Here is a 16,096-nt window from a genome sequence, read left to right on the forward strand (position 1 = left end):
GTCGCCCCGGCTTCACACGTTCGGCAGCGGGGGAGTGGGGACATTACGCCGGCCCATCTTCGCCCGGCGCTCGTTGATGAAGTCCTCCATCGAGAGCGCACCTTCCTCCGTGTCGGCCGGCGGGAAGGCCGCGCTGAGGCGGGGGAGTCTGCGGGCGCGCCGGGTCTGGCCTTCGTCGATGCCGTCGTCCTCGGGGTCCGGGTTGATCGGCAGGTCGATGCCGCGTTCTTCCAGGACGCGCCAGAGCCCGTCTTCCTCCCCCGTGGCCTTCTCATACGCGTCGTCGGCCACGTAGTCGAGGATCTCCCACTCCGGCCATTCCACCTCATCGTATGCAGGACTGGCTGAGCGGCCGAGGGGTTCCCACGTCCCTGCTCGTCTCGCCCTTCGTCGATCGGCGCTCGTGAACGGATCACCGTGTTCGGCGATGAGTCGGTCAGTGCTTCTTGTCGCTGTTGTGGTTCTTGCCCTTCACGACGATGAGGTCGTCCGCGTCGTCGTGGTTGCCCACGGTGGCGGTCACCGTGTACGAGCCTGGCTTGGTGCGGTTCGACACTTTGAGGGTCTTCCTCGCTTTGCCGTCGTGGACGGCCACGGTGTAGCTCTTGCCGTCGATGCCTTCGACCGTCGCCGAAGTGCCGTTCCTGACGCCCTTGGTCGCGATGTCGACGGTGTAGGAGTCACCCTGCCGGACCTTCCCCGAGCGGGGAGAGCCACCAGCCCGCAGCATGGATCCCGCTGGACCACGACTGGGAGGGCGCTTTCCCGGAGGACCGGCCAAGCATCCGCGAGTACGCGAGGCAGCTGACGGGCACCGCCCGCTAGCGCTAGCGACGCGCTCGGTCTCGTCGAGCTTGTGGAACTGGGTGATGGCCAGTCCGACCTCTTCTGAGTGGGCGTTTGAGCGGCGGCCACGCGATCGGTCCGATGGAGTAGACGACCACGATCACCAGCGGGATCCACACGCGGTGCACCGCCTGGTAGACCGGTCCCGGCGGGCGGACCCCGGCCGGCCTCGCCGCGACGGTCAGGCCGGAACCCGGCCGGGTCCTTCTTCGATCGCCCCTCCCGGACCGGGTCGACGGGCCGGCTCCTCCGGGAGGCGGTTCATGAGGTTCGCTCGCGGGCCACCTCTCGGACGTCGCCATTACATGTCGGTGTCATCTGGTTTGGGGACCTTGATCAAGCGTCGGTCTCGTGGTGCTGTAAAAGTGCGAGGCGTGCTCACATCGGCGCGGAGAATGCCGCCGATTGCTCCTACCACCCCCACCACGCCGACGCGACCCACGTCATGGAGCCAGTCCTTCGAGAAAGCGGAAGAATGCGAAAACTGTCGTCATTCACGTCGACCGCGAGGGCATCGAAGTCAGCGACCGTGTCAGAGAGGAGCACATCGTCCCCAACGTTCTTCAGGCGTAAGCGTTCCCGGCTCGGGATCGTGCTCGGTGCCACCGCTCTTTTGGTCGTGATCCCCGCGTCGGCGGCCTACGCCGATCCGCCGCACAACCTTCCCCAGTCGGCCGGAGGGTACGAGCAGTCGTTCTCGCCGGCCTACGACTACGACGGCGACGGCTGCTACGCCACCCCCGCCATCGGGCCGGACGGGACGCTCGCCCCGGGGCTGAACCCGACCGGCGCGGTCAACGGCAACTGCCGTGACCAGTCGGACCTGGACAACTCGCAGACCTACGCCCGGTCCAAGTGCAACAACGGCTGGTGCGCCGTCGTGTACGCCAGCTACTTCGAGAAGGACCAGGCGCTGCCCGGCATCAGCCTCGGCGGCCACCGTCACGACTGGGAGCACGTCATCTCCTGGATCAACCAGGCGTCCAACCAGGTGGAGTACGTGTCGACGACGCAGCACAGCAGCGTCGTGACCTACACGCGCTCGGAGGTGCGCTTCGACGGGTCGCATCCCAAGGTCGTTTACCACAAGGACGGCGCGTCCACGCACTTCTTCCGGCTCGCCAACGGCAATGACGAGCCGCCGGAGAACCACTACCACAACTGGCGCTATCCCCCGCTCGTGGACTGGAACGGCTGGCCCAGCACCTCGCTGCGCGACAGGCTGATGAACGCGGACTTCGGTTCCGCGACCATCAAGATCAATGACGGGAGGTTCGGGGGCCTGCTGTCGAGCGCCAAGCCAAGTGGCATCCCCTTCGACCCCTCGGCCTGACGACCCCGATAGGTTCAGACTCCCGTCAGCCTCGCGAAGGCGGGCTCACAGCGTGCTGGTGGGCCGGAGTTGCGAAACTCCGGCCCACCAGGACGGCGATGGTGCCTTGCGTTGTGCGGGACCAGGTGGGTGCGTTGAGCGCACGCCAGCGGGCTTGGGCTGACTCGGCCGACGTCGTATCCAGGGGGCCGCCGGCCAGGGGTATCTCGGTGCCGGTCATCGGTCGGCTTCACTAAAACCGTGTCCCATTTGGGGGTGAATGGTCGTTTAGTGTGTCATTGAGCGGGTCATGTCCGAGCTGTCTACAGTTGCGTTCTCGCCTCCTCAACCTGGCGCATGATGGCCTGGGCGCCGCTGGCGTCGGCGATTGAGCCCGCCTCGTCGATCAGCGCCAAGGCATGATCACGGCGGCCTTGTGCGGCTGCGACGTAGGCCAGCCCGACCAGGTTCGCGGCAACACCGGGCAAGAGCCCGATCTCTCGCCGAAGCCGCGTCGACTCCTCCAAACGCTCACGCGCGGCGTCCAGCCGGCCGGCGATGTGGTCCGCGTACCCCAGATGCCGAAGCGCGTACGACATCGTGAGCTTGTCGCCGACCTGCGCTGCAAGTTCATATGACCGTTCGAGAAGGGGAACCGCGGTGTCGTTGTCCCGCATGGACATCTGGTGGTAGGTGCCGACCCAGAACAGCGCCTCGCCTTCGCCTCGTACGTCGCCGAGCCCCTGATAGAGCTCGGTGGCGCGCTGGAACATGGCCAGTTCGTCGGGGTTCTCGGTTCGCTGCTCATGAGAACGAGCCTGCATGATCCGGCCGCGTGCTACGGCGAGATCGGCCTCGACCATGTTCAACTCCCGCTCCGCTGTGTCCAGCGCATCGACATCGCCAACGAAGACGGCCCGTTGGCAAGCTTGCCTGGCCCGTTCGATTCGATCTTCTGTACTCATCGTCTCCCCGTCCATATGCGTCTGCGTGGCCCAAGGTCGCACAGCGCATCACGCTAGGGCGTCCCGACCGGGTTCGAGCCCGCAGCAAGACAGCGCCGGTATGGCCGATAGGCGAAGCGTCGGAGGGCCGTCAGGCCCTCGGAAATACTGCCCGAGCCGAAGGCGAGGACCATATCCCTGCAAGGGGGCGGTCAGAGTGTTGTTTCGTAAGCCGTCGCGTTCGCCGGGCGGGGCTGGTGGGCCGGAGTTGGGGCACTCCGGCCCACCAGGATGGCGATAAGTGTTCTACGGGGCTGGGTACTCCGGGACGTACACCGGCACACCGATTTTGGTCGTGTCGGCCGGGCCGCCCACGCCGTTGACGACGTGGTCGATGATTCCGGCGCTGAGGTTGACGGTCATGATGTGGTGCAGCTTGACCCCCGGGCTGTCGGGAACCTCGAAGCCGTTCTCGGTGTGGATCGCCGGGTTGTTCTGGTTGAAGACGTAGACGCCGGCGCCGTAGAGGTTGTGGGTCTTCACGCCGTTGCCGACCTTGTAGCCGGCAAAGCCCTCGACGTCGCCGTTCATCCAGTCGGCCTGGGTCGGCGGGTCGTACGGCAGCTCGTTCTGGTACAGGATGGTCGTGCCGTCGTCGCCGTTCCAGACCGTGTTGTACCGCTGGAAGTGCTCGACGAACAGGCCCGTGGCCGTGACGTGGTCACCGTTGATGACGGCGCCGTAGCGGCCGATGTTGGTGTTCCACCGCTGGGTGTCGGTGAAGCCCTCGACGCCGTGGTCGCCACGCCACACCCAGGTGTGGTCGATGAGCACGTTGTCGCTGTTGACCTCGAGCGCGGTGTCGGCCTTGCCGACGTGCGGTCCACCGACGCGGAAGTACACGTCGGACAGGGTCGTCGGGTTGTCCGCCGAACCCGGAGGTCTGCCGCGGTCGTCACCGTTGCCGTGGTCATCGTCCTTGCCGTGGTTCTTGCCCACCCGCAGCAGAACCGACGATTTCTCGAGGCCCGCGTCGACCGTGACACCGGCGATGACGACGCCGGGGACGTCGGCCACGTCGAGCGGGGTCGAGCCGTTGACGGCCGTGAGCGTGGCATGTCCGATGCCCAGGACGACCGAGTCGGGGCGCTTGACCTCGATGCTCCGCGCGATGTCGTACACGCCGGGCGTGAGCAGCAGGTGCTTGCCGCGCGCGAGCTGGTTGTTGATGACCTTCACCGAGTCGGACGGCTTCGCGACGAAGAAGTCCTCGATCGGCAGCGTACGGCCCGGCGTCATGCCGTTGGCCCATGTGATGCCACGAGTGTTCTTCTGAGCGGAGGGCACGCGGACGTTGTACCTGCCCTGCGCGTCGACGAACAGGTACGGCTTCTCGCGGCTCACCGGAGTGGTGTCGAGGGTCGTGTACGGCGGGTTCGGGAAGGCAGCGTCGTCCGGAGCGCCGACGACACCCGAGAAGACCTGGTTCCACACTCCGTTGGACCAGCCGGCGACCTCGCTGTTGCGGGTCAGCCACTGCTGCTGCGAACCGTTGGTGACGGACGGCAGCTTGGAGTCGGCGATGAAGCCGCCGCTGGCGTACTGCGGGCCGGCGGTGCAGTAGTCCATCAGCGACAGGTTGCCACCGCTGACGTTGAGGCGGCGCATGGACACGGCCTGGGAGACGGCCCAGAAGTTCGCCGACGACCTGCAGCCGTCCTGGCCGGCGGCATTGACGTTGATAGACAGGTTGGACAGGGTGCGCCAGAAGTTGACGAGCGCGAGGCAGTTGCTCGTGCCGCCGTTCTCCAGGCAGCGGTTGTAGACCTCGACCTTGCCGTTGATGACGACGTCGGTTGGCGAGGCGCCCAGGCCGGCGATCTCGGTGTAGTAGCCGACCTTGATCTGGAGCGGGTGCTCCGCGGTGCCGTACGTGCCCGGCCTGAACAGGTAGGCGTGGCGAGTAGTGCCCATCTCGTTGTCGACCTGCGTGGCGTGCGCCGCGTCCAGGGTCGCCTCGATCTCGCTGACCGGCATGCTGGGATCGAAGATGGTGACGTTCGGGCCGAAGTCGGGGGTGCGGGGTTCCGGCGAGGCGGCGGTGGCGGAGGTTCCCGTCGTCATGACGGCGGTCATCAGCCCGAGACCGAGCGCGAACGCCTGGCCGAGTCGCCTGCGGGTGGGGCGCCGCCTCGCGGAACCTCCACTGCCAGGAGGCTGGGTCGTCATACGGTGCGTCCTTTCCGCTGGGCGTGCGGCGCTACGTGGACAGAAGACGTCGGGTGGATGGCGGACATGAGGACCAGGCGAATGGGGTGCTTCGAGGGGTGCGGAAGCGCTCTCGCGTGCCGGGCGTTCACAATGGTCATCGACCTGTCTGCTGGGGGACGGTGGCCGGACACTAGGGGTCGAAGCTGGGAGAGCGCTCTCTCGCTACGAGACATGTGTCCAGCCGTGGAAGATGGATGTTGTTGGGATGTTTCTACCGTGTGAATCGGTCCAGCGCTATGTCCGCGCGGCGGTTGATTTTTCCGGACGAGCGCTCAGGGGTCCGCCACCGGCGGGCTGGGTCGACGGCGCCGGGAGGATCGTTCAGCGTCGTCTGCGCACGGTGAAGACCTGACGGGCATTCGACGTGATGGTGCTCGACCGGACTCCTTACCGCCTGAGTCCTCTTTCGCGCCGCCCGGGCCGTAGTCCGCGCAGCACGAGCACGCCGCCGGCCAGCAGGAAGGCGAGTGCGACGACGACCCAGCCAGCGCCGAGGGTCGCCAGCCGGCCCGAGATCAGGCCTTGCACCGCCGTCGCGGCGCCCACGATGGGGTCCTCGGCGGATCCGCCGTCCAGCACGCGCAGCTCGTACCAGCCGTAGTACAGGACGTACGCCCCGGCCAGCACGAGCAGGCCCCCGCCGGCCCGCGACACGTACGGCAGGATCCGCCGGAGTCTGGCCACCGCGGCGGCGCGGGTCAACGCCACCGCGAGCGACAGTACGGCGACGACCAGCCCCATCCCGAGCGCGTACGCCACGAAGGCGCTCGCCCCGCCCACCAGACCGCCGCCGGCCACGGAGGCGGAGGTCACCGCCAGGAACGGGCCCACCGTGCACGACAGCGAGGCCACCGCGTACGACAGGCCGTACCCGTACAGGGACAGCGGCGAGGCGGTCGGACGCCCGGTGGCCAGCCCGGGGAGACGGACCAGCAGCTCGCGTCCGCTCAGCAGCCAGGCGCCGAGACCGATCAGGAGCGCGCCGATGACGAGCGTCGCCCACGGCAGATAACGACCGGCCGACACCGCGAGCGCGGTGACGGCGAGCCCGAACAGCCCGAAGACGGTGACGAACCCGGCCGTCATCGCCGCCGGCAGCACCAGCGCCCGGACCAGCGGTCCGCGCCGGTCCCGCCCGTCGTCGGCGATCAGCATCGTCAGGTAGGCGGGCAGCATGGCGAAGCCGCACGGGTTGAACGCGGCCACCGTGCCTGCGGTGAACGCCAGGGCGAGCGGCAGATCGGCGGCGGTCATGCTCGCCCTCCCGAGGGGACGTTGATCACGGCCGCTGCCGGTCCGGTCACCAGCATGGCGGCGCTACCCGGCCAGCAGTTTGCGGACATGGCCGTCCAGCGCGTCCTGGCCGAGCGGCCCTGAGGCCTTCGTCGTGCTCCCATCCGGTCTCATGAACACGAACGTGGACTGCTCACTAACGGCAAGCTTCGTCCACACCGCGCCCTTCTCGTCCGAGAGCTGCACGATGCCGCCGGTTCCGGTGCGCTGGACGAACTCCTTCATGGCCGCCTCGGTGTCCAGGCCGGCCACGCCGACGAACGCCACATCGCCGTACCGGGCCGCCGCAGCCTTGACGGCGGGCGCCTCGGAGCGGCACTTGGGACACCACGGCGCCCAGAACCAGAAGACGACCGGTTTGCCGGCGAGGTCCGCCCCGCGGAACTGCTGACCGTCGAGCGTCTTGGCCGAGAACTCCAGCGCCGCGGGCACCGCCGCCTTCACCGCCGGACCGGCCGAGGACGGCGCCGTCGCCGGGGCGGAGGTCACCGGGGCCGACAACGGCGCGTCGTTGCGGACCGGGTTGGCCGCATCGTCCCATCCGGCCCCGCACGCGCCGGTCATCAAGACCGCCAGCGCCACGACGGCCGCCCTACGAGCTGTGATCATGCGATCAAGCGTAGAAGCGTTTCCCCTCGCCAGACCTTACGAGACCATGACGGCTCCGCGCACGCTCGCGACGTTTGGCCACGCGCATGCCCATGCCGCTGATGGCGGTCATCGCGAGGAAGGTGTCGGGCATGTCGAAGAGGCCCTGAGCTGACCGGTCAGCCGCATGATGCCCTGGCGGAGGCGGCGCGGGTCACGGGCGGAGATCTGTCGGAGGTCTCTGGCAGGATCGCTTTCATGGGCGAATCGCTGAAAGGAAAGGTCGCGTTGGTCGCTGGGGCGACTCGGGGGGCGGGGCGGGGCGTTGCGGTGGAACTGGGAGCGGCGGGGGCGACGGTGTACGTCACGGGCCGCAGCACGCGAGAGCAGCGTTCGGAGATGGACCGGCCGGAGACCATCGAGGAGACCGCCGAACTGGTCACCGCCGCGGGCGGTCAGGGAATCGCGGCGCAGGTCGACCATCTGGAAGCCGAACAGGTCCGGGCGCTGATCGAGCGCGTGGAGCGGGAGCAGGGCCGCCTCGACGTGCTGGTCAACAACATCTGGGGCGGTGAGCTGATGTTCAGCTGGGACCAGAAGCTCTGGGAGCACGACCTGGACACCGGCCTGCGCATCCTTCGGCTCGCCATCGACACCCACATCATCACCAGCCATCACGCCCTGCCACTGATGATCAGGAATCCCGGTGGGCTGGTGGTCGAGATGACCGACGGCACCGGGCAGTACAACGCGGAGAACTACCGCATCTCCTTCTTCTACGACCTGGCCAAGACCTCGGTGATCCGGATGGCGTTCGCCCAGGCCAAGGAGCTCGCTCAGTACGGCGGGACGGCCGTGGCGCTGACGCCGGGCTGGATGCGTTCGGAGATCATGCTGGACGCCTTCGACGTCACCGAGGCGAACTGGCGTGACGCGCTGGAGCGGCAGCCGCACTTCGTCATCTCCGAATCGCCGGCCTTCGTCGGCCGTGCCGTCACGGCGCTCGCGGCCGACTCCGACGTGGCCCGCTGGAACGGGCAGTCGCTGTCCAGCGGGCAGCTCGCTCAGGTCTACGGGTTCACCGACATCGACGGCAGCCGGCCCGACGCCTGGCGGTACCTCGTGGAGGTTCAGGACGCGGGCAGACCCGCCGACGCGACGGGTTATCGCTGATATCGGTGGGGGCGTGCCGCCTGATCGTTCGCTGCGGTCGGCGAAGGTGATGGCTTCGGAAGTGTCGAGGGTGAATTCGGCGCCGAGTGCGGCGATCATGGCGATGTACTGGGTCACCAACTCGAGGGAGTCCGCGCTCAGCCGGATGGCGCACTCGTCGGGCCCGCGGACCTCGATGTCCCCGTGGATCGGTGCGATCAGGCCGGCCCGCACGGTGTCGGCCGGCAGCCGTACGGTGATCCACGCCGTGTAGCGGTTGATCGGCGACGAGGGTCGCGGACTCGACCGCTGAATGGGTTGTCGCAAGCGCCCTGAACTGCGACCGTGGTCCCATGGCAAATGAGGTGTTGCGGGCGATCTACTATCCTTTCTCGCGCACGCTTCAGGAAGCCACTCTCAAACGTGCCATTCTGCTGTATGACGAGGTGCTGTTCATCGACCCGAAAACATCACGGGTCCGGGCGGGTCTGTACGACGTGGAGCACCATCAGCAATATCTGCCCGACAATGCCGCACATCGCCTCAGCGCAGAGTGGGCATCGATCGCGAAGCGCTACGCCCTCTTGGAGTCCGAAGGTCTGGTCAGATTCATCGATCCCGGGCCGATCGTGGAACGGGCGGCCGCCGACAGCGTCATTACCGGAGCCATGCAGGCGGACATGCTCGACCAGCACGTGGTCGATCTATTCGCGGAGCATCCGCCCACCTGGAGCATGCTGCGCAGTCGCATCCCTTCCGCGGCCCTGCGATTCCTCAGCCACCAGTACACCCCGAGGGTGCTGTATCCGGAGAACACCCGCCGTGCGTTCGAGGTCGTCGACGGATACGGTCACGCCCTCTTCGCCGACGGCAAGCCTGACCAGGAGTTCTCCCTGCCAGGCTGGACCAAGCGCACCGCAGTCCCGGACGAGCGAGAGTGGGCTGCGGTGCTCCCGTACTACCTGGGCTCGTCCATCGCGACCAGTACGGCGCTGGCCATGGCGGTCCAGACCGAAGCCGTGCCGCTGACCGACAGCGACGCCCATTTCCGGCTGTTGTCCGCCAGGTTCGCCCGCGCCGCCGCGACCGCACCGAGCATCTCGGAGATTCCCGGATTGAACCGGACGTTCTCTCCAGCCGCCGCCCAGAAACGCGCCCTGATCGAACAGCGCATCGTGGATTCGGTACTCGACAAGGAGGCGTTGGACGCTCTTTCGCTGGAGGACTGCCTGAGATATCGGGAAGAGACGGCGGATCAGCGGAGCCGGTTTCGCTCCTACCTCACAAGTGTGGTCCGCAAGGTCAACGCCGAGCCGTGGTCGCCGGAAATCGAATGGGAAATCGCGGAAGAGATCCAGGCTGCACAGAGAGAGCTGGACGAGCACGCGGGGGCGCTACGAAGCACCTATCGGAGCCTGTTCAAGCGCACGGTGGTCGGTATCAGCGTCGCATCCGCGCCGGTACTTCTCACCGCCGTCTTCCCTGGAGTGTCCCCCCTGTGGGCTCTCCTCCTGGGCGGCGGCACGTTGAGCGGAGTCCTCGCCGACCCGATCAAGGAGCTTGCCAACATCTGGCTTGACCGCACGAAAGACACCAATGGCCTCACTTACCTGATGGAACTTCCCACTCAATAAGGCCGCCGTGCCACGCCCGCCTCGCTGGAGATGGGCCCACTTCCCCGAGACCGGCCAACGGTGCCGGCGCAGCAGCGTCCCCGGGCTGACCAGACGCTCTCGCCGTAGTTCGTGCGGCCTTGCCGGCATTGGGAGGTCTGGCAGCGGTAACATTGAATTTGGGTCGGCGCACTCTCATGTGCGACGTCCTGGAAGGGGCGGCCTCGGCGTGAACACGCCGGGGCCGTTTTGGGTTTGGACATAATGGAGCCGACGTGGGTTTCCACCGTGCGGTCGGTGAGCCACAGCCGGCGGGCGATCCCGACGTTGGCGGTCGGCTCGGTGGCCGGGGTCGACTTCGGTACGGTGGCGGCGCTCTGCCGTGCCGACCCGAGCCTGCGGGCGGGCTTTTGAACTGGGCGCGCGGTTCGGCGGGGCTTTAGTCGGGACACTCCAAGGAGAGGCGATAGACGCGTACGACGTTGCGGACTGTCTTTTCGCCTTGGTCGGCGGTGTATTCCGCCACCTTGACGTAACCACGCTTGTCATAGATGCGTGCCAGTTCAGCGCTTCCCGCCCAGTGGTCCAGTGCCAGCGCGGGAGCCTTGTGCGTCCTGGCACGGCGCTCGACTTCGTTCATGAGCGCCGAACCGACGTCTCGGCCGTCGGGGCCGCGGTGGGACATGACGGTATGCACGAACATCGATCCTTCGGGAACCAGCCCGGTGGGGATGCGTGGCGGGATCAAGGGTGCTGCGGCCAGAAGCCCCACACACTTGCCGTTCCGCTCGGCCAGCGTGATGACATCCTGGGACACCCAGTCTGTGACCCGCTCGGGGAAGCCCGGAATCTGGGAGAACGGCACTGTTCCCCACTGTTCTGTTCGGCCGTGCGCGACGAGCCATTCGAGAACCGAGTCCATGAGCGAGAGCAGGGCCGGAGTGTCGTCGGCTGTTGCTTGGCGCAGGTTGATCTGGCGGTCTGGCATGAACGCCTCCCAAAGGTCTAAGCTTTGCCGGATACGAATAATTTAGTTTTCTAAGGGTTAGATTGTCAAAGGAAAAGAAGATCCGTGTCCTGACCAGGGCTGTGCAGGAACTTCAGGACGCCACCGATCTCATCGACGAGCTGGCGGCCCGGCGTCTGGGCGTCAATCGCACGGACCTGCGCTGTCTGAGCCGGTTGAGCGCACGGGGCGCGCTGACCGCGAGCGAGCTGGCGGCCGTCGCGGGGTTGACTGGGGGGGCCACGACGACCGTCATCGATCGGTTGGAGCGGGCCGGTCTGGCCCAGCGGGTCCGCGACCGCGCGGATCGGCGCCGCATCCTCGTTCACCTGACCGAGCGGGCCGAGCAGCTCAGTATGGAAATCTGGGGGCCGATCGTGAACGACGCTCAGGCCGAACTGCGCCAGTTCAACCTGGCTGAGTTGGAACTGATCGAGAGGTTCTTGTCCTGCGCGCTGGATAACCAGAAGCGCCACGCGAGTCGGCTGCGGGACGGATCATCGTGACGGCCCACTGGTTGGGCGCTCGTGTGCGTCGTCGGCCACGTAGTCGAGGATCTCCCACTCAGGTGGCTCCACCTCGTCATCGTCGGCCGCCGGGCGCTGGACCTCGGGCCGTCGGTGGCCAGTCGTTCCAGCTCGGCGCGGTCTCCCTGCTCGACCTGGACTCGCTGACCGCGATCAACACCGTCCCGGTGACCGCGCTCAGCACGGCCGGGAACTCGATCACCCGTAACCTGACCTGGCTCCAGGCGAACGGGAACTCGCTGCAGCTGATCTCGGTGCCGGACGACGGCCAGTCGACGCTGGTGACCTACAGCACGCCCGCACTGTCCTGACCCCGCGCCCCCGGCCTGAGGTTCCGCCCACCCGTCGGCGCAGGCCACGGGCGGGCGGTCACCAGCCGGTTTGGATGCAGGTGCGGGGCCCACTCGTGCCGTTAGGCCGCCTCAGGCAAGGTCGGTGCGGACGAGGCGCAGGAACGCCTTCAGGCCGGTGATCAACTCCTGGTTGTCGCTCAAGCCGTCCACGGTCTCGTCGAAGCGGCGGGCGATCTGGGTGATGCGGCGGTGCAGGTCATGGTCGGCGGTTTCCGCGGCGGCCCGGGCGTCGGCTAATTCCACGCGGGTCTGGGTGAGCCTTTCCTCGAGGTCGCGGACCGTCTCGTCGAGCCGGGTCCGGGCGTCGGCGAGTTCGCCGACCTGAGCGCGGAGCGTGGTGACGTCTTGGCGGGGGTAGTGCAGTTCCCCCATCAGGGTGGCGATGCGTTGGCGCAGGTGACCCAGGTACGACCCGGCGGGGCGGAAGCAGGTGGCCAGCAGGTAGAAGCCCGCGAAGTAGTACCCGATCTGGGCGCCGGAGAAGAAGGTGATCACGGCGATGACGGTGGCGGAGACGAGGTGCCCGGCCACGGCGAAGCGGAGCATCCGGCGGGCGATCTCGCGTGCCTCGTCTTCGCGCGCCTGGGGGACCTCGATGCCGCGCTCGCGTGACAGGTGGGTCTCGTGAACCACCCTGCGGGCGGCGAAGTAGAGGTTCCATGGCACGGTCAGCAGGACGATCAGCCAGGTGAGGCTGATGGCGCCAAGCCCTACGGCGAGCAGGATGTCCGGGGCGACTCCCGCGTACAGGATCAGCCAGGCGGCGACGATTGCGAAAGCCAGTGATACCAGGAAAATCCACCATTTCATGGCGACCATGATGTCCTGGGGAGCGTGCCCGCGACATCGCTGTCGTACTCATCTTCATCTGAGGCTCCGCGCGATGCGGCCGATGTCAGGGCGGCCCACCACGCAGGCACCGGTGTTGTCCAGTAGGTCGCGCAGGTAGTCCGCGCTGGCCGCGGAGGTGCGGTACGTCAGTCGGTCCGGGTCGTTCGAAGGCGTCGCCACCTCGCCACTGGTGCACCAGGCGAACAGCCGATCGAACCCTGTCTGGTCCGGCCCTGCGATGAACCCGTCCAGCGATACCGATGCCTGCGCGATAACTCTTCCCATGTGCCTCTCCGAACTCTCAGCCTGCGTAGGAATTGTCATCGTCGGCCCGCAGCCGGGCTGTGACCGGGCCGGCGGTCGCAGCCCTTGACAGGGGCAGAACCTAGCACATATAAAACCGTCTAGTTATTAAACCGAGAGGTAATTTTCATGGGTGTCGACGTTCTCGACGCGACGTTCGCCGCGCTGGCCGATCCGACCCGGAGGGCCATTCTGGCCCGGCTGGCGGAGGGTGAGGCCACGGTGACCGAGCTGGCCGCGCCGTTCGCGATGACCCAACCGGCCGTATCCAAGCACCTGCGGGTGCTGGAGCGCGCCGGCTTGATCTCCCGCGGACGCGACGCGCAGCGCAGGCCGTGCCGGCTGGAGGTCAGCCCGCTCAAGAGCGCCATGGACTGGCTGGCGAACTACCGCGGCTACTGGGAGGAGAGCTATCAGCGGTTGGACGACCTGCTCGGCGAGCTCCAGGCCGGCGGACCAGGCGCCGTCGATCGGGAGGCCCCGTGATACCTCCGCGAAAGAACACCGAAGGTCTGTCGGTGATGGCACCCTCCGACACAGAGCTCGTGTTGAGTAGGACCTTCGCCGCATCCCGCCAACTCGTCTTCGACGCGTTCACCCAGCCCGAGTTGCTCCGGCGGTGGCACGGCGCTCGGGGCTGGCACCTGGTCGTCTGCGAGATCGACCTGCGTCCGGGCGGTGCCTGGCGCTTCGTCTCGCGCGGGCCGGCCGGCGCCGAGTTGGGGCACGGCGGGGTGTACCGCGAGGTCGAGGCGCCCGCTCGGCTGGTCCAGACCGAAGTCTACGACGGCTGGGACGCGGGCCCCGCGCTCGTCACCACCGTCCTGGATGAGGGGGACGGCTGGACCACGATGACCACCACGGTGCGCTACTCCTCGCGAGAGGTGCGTGACAGTGTGCTCCGGACCCCCATGGAACGGGGCGCGGGTGAGGCATACGACCGCCTCGCCGAGATGCTCAGCGAAACAATCTTGAAAGGCAGGCTCCGATGACCGAGACCCAGCCCACGCAGGCGGATATCCCGGCCGAGGTGGCCGCACCACCCGTCCGTCCCGGCATGTTTCTGCTCGAACTCGTGCCGCTGCCCGTCGCGGACATCGACCGGGCCAAGGACTTCTACGCCGACCGCCTCGGTTTCAACCTGGACGTCGACGTACAGCCCGCGGAGGGAGTTCGGGTCGTTCAGCTCACTCCGCCCGGCTCGGCCTGCTCGATCACCCTGACCGAAGGCATCTCGTCCCTCGACATGCCCGTCGGCACGTTGCGCGGCCTGCACCTGGTAGTGAGCGACATCGAGGCGGCCCGCGCGACGCTCGTTGAGCGCGGTGTGGACGTAGAGCCGGTCGAGGACCTGGGCGGCGTCTACTACGCCCGCTTCGCCGACCCGGACGGCAACACCTGGACTCTCCAGCACATGCCCTGGCGCGCCTAGAGGACGTGTTCCTTTGGATCATTCGAACGTCGAACAGGGAGAGCTAGGTGGCCCGGCTCGCATCGTTGGCCGGGTAATCGACGTGGCGACTGGCGGCCAGCAGCAGACTGTCTCCAGGACTTGATCTTGGAGGTTCGTCAGTGGACGCAATATCCGGCCAAAGCGGCGTGACAAGCGGTTACGCGACGAGCAGGAGCACGCTGATCGCCAGCATCACCACGGCGGTGGCCCTTCCCCTCTTGGCGACAGCGCCCACTATCTAGCGGCGCTAGTAGCGATAGCGACGGTACTCTATCCTCGACAGGATGTCTAGCGTTGCTATGATGTCGTCATGTCCGCCATCCACGAGCGCCGCGAACGTGAACGCGCCCACCGTCATCAGCTGATCATCACAGCCGCGCGCGAACTCGCGGAGGCCGAAGGCTGGGAGGCGGTGACGACGCGACGGCTGGCTGAATGCGTCGAGTACAGCCAGCCGGTGCTGTACAGCCACTTCAACGGCAAGGACGCCATCGTGAGCGCCGTCGCCATCGACGGCTTCAGCGAACTCGCCGCCCACCTGCGCCGCGCGCGGCTGGCCGCCGAGCCGGGGCAGGCCCTGCGCGCCGTCTGCCGCGCCTACCTGGAGTTCGCGACCGAGCGACCTGCCCTGTACCAGGCCATGTTCATCCTGCCCACCGACTTGAAGTTCGCGAGCGCCGAGACACCGCCCCCGATGCGGGCTGCTTTCGGCGAGTTCGTCAGCTGCTTCCGCCCGGACAACAAGCGACGCGAACTATTCGCCGAAGTCATCTGGAGCGCGTTGCACGGCATGGCCGTCCTGTCGGACAGCGGCCGCATCCCCCCGGACGGACAGGAGGAACGGCTCGACTTCCTCATCACCCAGATCGCCGGCCCCCCAATGAGGCCAACCACGCCATAAGGGGCTTGAAAGGCCAAGGATCTGAGCAGAGCCACTAGGTCGACGCGCGTAGGTAGGCCAGGGCGGCCAGGACTCGGCGGTTGTCCTCGTCGGTGGAGGGGAGGCCGAGTTTGGACATGATGGAGCCGACGTGGGTTTCCACCGTACGGTCGGTGAGCCACAGCCGGCGGGCGATCCCGACGTTGGTGCGTCCTTCCGCCATCAGGCCGAGTACTTCGCGTTCCCGGGTGGTCAGGGTGGCGAGCGGGTTGTCGGGCCGTCGTGTGCTGAGGAGTCTGGCGACGACCTCCGGGTCGAGTGCGGAGCCGCCGGAGGCGACGCGGCGCAGGGCCTCCAGGAAGTCGTCGACGTCGAAGACGCGGTCCTTGAGCAGGTAGCCGAAGCCGCCCTGGGCGACCAGTTCGATGCTGTGGCGCGTCTCGATCTGCTGGGAGAGCAGGAGGACGCCCATGGCCGGCCAGCGTTGCCGTAGCGCGCGGGCCGCCCGGGCACCGTCGTCGGTGCGGTCCGGGGGCATGCGTATGTCGACGATGGCGAGGTCCGGCTGGTGGGTCTCGACCGCTTCGATCAGCGCGTCGGCGTCGCCGACCTTCGCGACGATCTCGTTCCCCGCGTCGGCGAGAAGCCTGGCGAGCCCTTCGCGGAACAGCGCGGAGCGGCACCACGACGGGTGCACGGCGGCTGACCGGCATCGATTGCACGT

The 16,096-nt window shown here is 67.3% G+C and carries 21 protein-coding genes; 11 read left to right on the forward strand and 10 right to left on the reverse strand.

Going from position 1 to position 16,096, the window contains the following annotated elements; translation table 11 throughout:
- Positions 1-12: 12 nt before the first annotated feature.
- Both MYF83_RS20430 and MYF83_RS20435 read right to left on the reverse strand, forming a co-directional pair.
- Positions 13-324 carry a hypothetical protein gene (locus tag MYF83_RS20430; protein WP_248962094.1) on the reverse strand — a complete coding sequence of 104 codons (312 nt, stop codon included), beginning with the start codon at positions 322-324 and terminating at the stop codon, positions 13-15.
- A gap of 112 nt (positions 325-436) precedes the next feature.
- A complete protein-coding gene (locus tag MYF83_RS20435) occupies positions 437-730 on the reverse strand; it encodes a ubiquitin family protein (protein WP_248962095.1) in 294 nt (97 codons plus the stop codon).
- A 708-nt stretch (positions 731-1,438) separates the two neighbouring features.
- Here MYF83_RS20435 and MYF83_RS20440 point away from each other — a divergent pair.
- The gene (locus MYF83_RS20440) at positions 1,439-2,179 is read left to right on the forward strand and encodes an NPP1 family protein (protein WP_248962100.1); all 741 of its coding nucleotides are present in this window, start codon (positions 1,439-1,441) and stop codon (positions 2,177-2,179) included.
- A gap of 302 nt (positions 2,180-2,481) precedes the next feature.
- Here the strand turns inward: MYF83_RS20440 and MYF83_RS20445 are convergent, their stop codons facing one another.
- The 4 genes from MYF83_RS20445 to MYF83_RS20460 all read right to left on the reverse strand — a co-directional run bounded on the left by MYF83_RS20445 (position 2,482) and on the right by MYF83_RS20460 (position 7,275).
- Complete coding sequence (locus tag MYF83_RS20445; protein ID WP_248962101.1) at positions 2,482-3,138, reverse strand: tetratricopeptide repeat protein; 657 nt, start codon at positions 3,136-3,138, stop codon at positions 2,482-2,484.
- A gap of 270 nt (positions 3,139-3,408) precedes the next feature.
- The gene (locus MYF83_RS20450; protein ID WP_248962103.1) at positions 3,409-5,331 is read right to left on the reverse strand and encodes a pectate lyase-like domain-containing protein; all 1,923 of its coding nucleotides are present in this window, start codon (positions 5,329-5,331) and stop codon (positions 3,409-3,411) included.
- Between the two features lie 429 nt (positions 5,332-5,760).
- Positions 5,761-6,627: a cytochrome c biogenesis CcdA family protein gene (locus MYF83_RS20455; RefSeq protein ID WP_248962104.1), complete on the reverse strand. Its 867-nt coding sequence runs from the start codon at positions 6,625-6,627 to the stop codon at positions 5,761-5,763.
- A 63-nt stretch (positions 6,628-6,690) separates the two neighbouring features.
- Positions 6,691-7,275, reverse strand: coding sequence for a TlpA family protein disulfide reductase (locus MYF83_RS20460; protein ID WP_248962106.1), 585 nt, complete (start codon positions 7,273-7,275; stop codon positions 6,691-6,693).
- 237 nt (positions 7,276-7,512) lie between these two features.
- Between MYF83_RS20460 and MYF83_RS20465 the strand changes: the two genes are divergently transcribed.
- The 4 genes from MYF83_RS20465 (at position 7,513) to MYF83_RS42905 (ending at position 10,433) form a co-directional block, all read left to right on the forward strand.
- Positions 7,513-8,427, forward strand: coding sequence for an SDR family oxidoreductase (locus MYF83_RS20465; protein WP_248962111.1), 915 nt, complete (start codon positions 7,513-7,515; stop codon positions 8,425-8,427).
- Positions 8,428-8,488: 61 nt separating this feature from the next.
- Positions 8,489-8,680: a hypothetical protein gene (locus MYF83_RS20470; RefSeq protein ID WP_248962116.1), complete on the forward strand. Its 192-nt coding sequence runs from the start codon at positions 8,489-8,491 to the stop codon at positions 8,678-8,680.
- Positions 8,681-8,759: 79 nt separating this feature from the next.
- Positions 8,760-10,040, forward strand: a complete 1,281-nt coding sequence (locus tag MYF83_RS20475) for a hypothetical protein (RefSeq protein ID WP_248962117.1) — start codon at positions 8,760-8,762, stop codon at positions 10,038-10,040.
- A gap of 267 nt (positions 10,041-10,307) precedes the next feature.
- Positions 10,308-10,433, forward strand: coding sequence for a hypothetical protein (locus MYF83_RS42905; protein WP_279339811.1), 126 nt, complete (start codon positions 10,308-10,310; stop codon positions 10,431-10,433).
- Between the two features lie 25 nt (positions 10,434-10,458).
- On the opposite strand, the gene MYF83_RS20480 is transcribed toward MYF83_RS42905, so the two are convergent.
- Positions 10,459-11,007 (reverse strand): GNAT family N-acetyltransferase, encoded by a 549-nt coding sequence (locus MYF83_RS20480; RefSeq protein ID WP_248962118.1) that lies wholly within the window; start codon positions 11,005-11,007, stop codon positions 10,459-10,461.
- 62 nt (positions 11,008-11,069) lie between these two features.
- On the opposite strand from MYF83_RS20480, the gene MYF83_RS20485 reads away from it, so the two are divergent.
- Both MYF83_RS20485 and MYF83_RS20490 read left to right on the forward strand, forming a co-directional pair.
- Positions 11,070-11,531 (forward strand): MarR family winged helix-turn-helix transcriptional regulator, encoded by a 462-nt coding sequence (locus MYF83_RS20485; RefSeq protein WP_248962119.1) that lies wholly within the window; start codon positions 11,070-11,072, stop codon positions 11,529-11,531.
- Between the two features lie 62 nt (positions 11,532-11,593).
- Complete coding sequence (locus MYF83_RS20490) at positions 11,594-11,863, forward strand: hypothetical protein (protein ID WP_248962120.1); 270 nt, start codon at positions 11,594-11,596, stop codon at positions 11,861-11,863.
- 111 nt (positions 11,864-11,974) lie between these two features.
- Here the strand turns inward: MYF83_RS20490 and MYF83_RS20495 are convergent, their stop codons facing one another.
- Both MYF83_RS20495 and MYF83_RS20500 read right to left on the reverse strand, forming a co-directional pair.
- Positions 11,975-12,715 (reverse strand): hypothetical protein, encoded by a 741-nt coding sequence (locus MYF83_RS20495; protein WP_248962121.1) that lies wholly within the window; start codon positions 12,713-12,715, stop codon positions 11,975-11,977.
- A gap of 54 nt (positions 12,716-12,769) precedes the next feature.
- The gene (locus MYF83_RS20500) at positions 12,770-13,021 is read right to left on the reverse strand and encodes a dihydrofolate reductase family protein (RefSeq protein WP_248962122.1); all 252 of its coding nucleotides are present in this window, start codon (positions 13,019-13,021) and stop codon (positions 12,770-12,772) included.
- Positions 13,022-13,168: 147 nt separating this feature from the next.
- Here MYF83_RS20500 and MYF83_RS20505 point away from each other — a divergent pair, with 147 nt between their 5' ends.
- From MYF83_RS20505 to MYF83_RS20520, 4 genes are all read left to right on the forward strand, one after another.
- Complete coding sequence (locus tag MYF83_RS20505; protein ID WP_248962123.1) at positions 13,169-13,525, forward strand: ArsR/SmtB family transcription factor; 357 nt, start codon at positions 13,169-13,171, stop codon at positions 13,523-13,525.
- A 59-nt stretch (positions 13,526-13,584) separates the two neighbouring features.
- Positions 13,585-14,031 carry an SRPBCC family protein gene (locus MYF83_RS20510; RefSeq protein WP_248962124.1) on the forward strand — a complete coding sequence of 149 codons (447 nt, stop codon included), beginning with the start codon at positions 13,585-13,587 and terminating at the stop codon, positions 14,029-14,031.
- Positions 14,028-14,471, forward strand: coding sequence for a VOC family protein (locus tag MYF83_RS20515; RefSeq protein WP_248962125.1), 444 nt, complete (start codon positions 14,028-14,030; stop codon positions 14,469-14,471). The genes MYF83_RS20510 and MYF83_RS20515 overlap by 4 nt, the downstream gene beginning before the upstream one ends.
- A 331-nt stretch (positions 14,472-14,802) precedes the next feature.
- Positions 14,803-15,393: a TetR/AcrR family transcriptional regulator gene (locus tag MYF83_RS20520; RefSeq protein ID WP_248962126.1), complete on the forward strand. Its 591-nt coding sequence runs from the start codon at positions 14,803-14,805 to the stop codon at positions 15,391-15,393.
- A gap of 34 nt (positions 15,394-15,427) precedes the next feature.
- Here MYF83_RS20520 and MYF83_RS20525 read toward each other — a convergent pair whose 3' ends face one another.
- A complete protein-coding gene (locus MYF83_RS20525) occupies positions 15,428-16,069 on the reverse strand; it encodes a LuxR C-terminal-related transcriptional regulator (protein WP_248962127.1) in 642 nt (213 codons plus the stop codon).
- Between the last annotated feature and the right edge of the window lie 27 nt (positions 16,070-16,096).

The sequence above is a fragment of the Sphaerisporangium perillae genome (genome assembly GCF_023276435.1).
Classification (GTDB): domain Bacteria; phylum Actinomycetota; class Actinomycetes; order Streptosporangiales; family Streptosporangiaceae; genus Sphaerisporangium; species Sphaerisporangium perillae.

Bases quoted from the DNA above. Each gene is read 5' to 3' on its own strand.
- MYF83_RS20435 (WP_248962095.1), bottom strand. From the start codon at position 730: ATGCTGCGGGCTGGTGGCTCTCCCCGCTCGGGGAAGGTCCGGCAGGGT.
- MYF83_RS20445 (WP_248962101.1), bottom strand. From the start codon at position 3,138: ATGGACGGGGAGACGATGAGTACAGAAGATCGAATCGAACGGGCCAGG.
- MYF83_RS20450 (WP_248962103.1), bottom strand. From the start codon at position 5,331: ATGACGACCCAGCCTCCTGGCAGTGGAGGTTCCGCGAGGCGGCGCCCC.
- MYF83_RS20455 (WP_248962104.1), bottom strand. From the start codon at position 6,627: ATGACCGCCGCCGATCTGCCGCTCGCCCTGGCGTTCACCGCAGGCACG.
- MYF83_RS20460 (WP_248962106.1), bottom strand. From the start codon at position 7,275: ATGATCACAGCTCGTAGGGCGGCCGTCGTGGCGCTGGCGGTCTTGATG.
- MYF83_RS20465 (WP_248962111.1), top strand. From the start codon at position 7,513: ATGGGCGAATCGCTGAAAGGAAAGGTCGCGTTGGTCGCTGGGGCGACT.
- MYF83_RS20475 (WP_248962117.1), top strand. From the start codon at position 8,760: ATGGCAAATGAGGTGTTGCGGGCGATCTACTATCCTTTCTCGCGCACG.
- MYF83_RS20480 (WP_248962118.1), bottom strand. From the start codon at position 11,007: ATGCCAGACCGCCAGATCAACCTGCGCCAAGCAACAGCCGACGACACT.
- MYF83_RS20495 (WP_248962121.1), bottom strand. From the start codon at position 12,715: ATGAAATGGTGGATTTTCCTGGTATCACTGGCTTTCGCAATCGTCGCC.
- MYF83_RS20500 (WP_248962122.1), bottom strand. From the start codon at position 13,021: ATGGGAAGAGTTATCGCGCAGGCATCGGTATCGCTGGACGGGTTCATC.
- MYF83_RS20505 (WP_248962123.1), top strand. From the start codon at position 13,169: ATGGGTGTCGACGTTCTCGACGCGACGTTCGCCGCGCTGGCCGATCCG.
- MYF83_RS20515 (WP_248962125.1), top strand. From the start codon at position 14,028: ATGACCGAGACCCAGCCCACGCAGGCGGATATCCCGGCCGAGGTGGCC.
- MYF83_RS20520 (WP_248962126.1), top strand. From the start codon at position 14,803: ATGTCCGCCATCCACGAGCGCCGCGAACGTGAACGCGCCCACCGTCAT.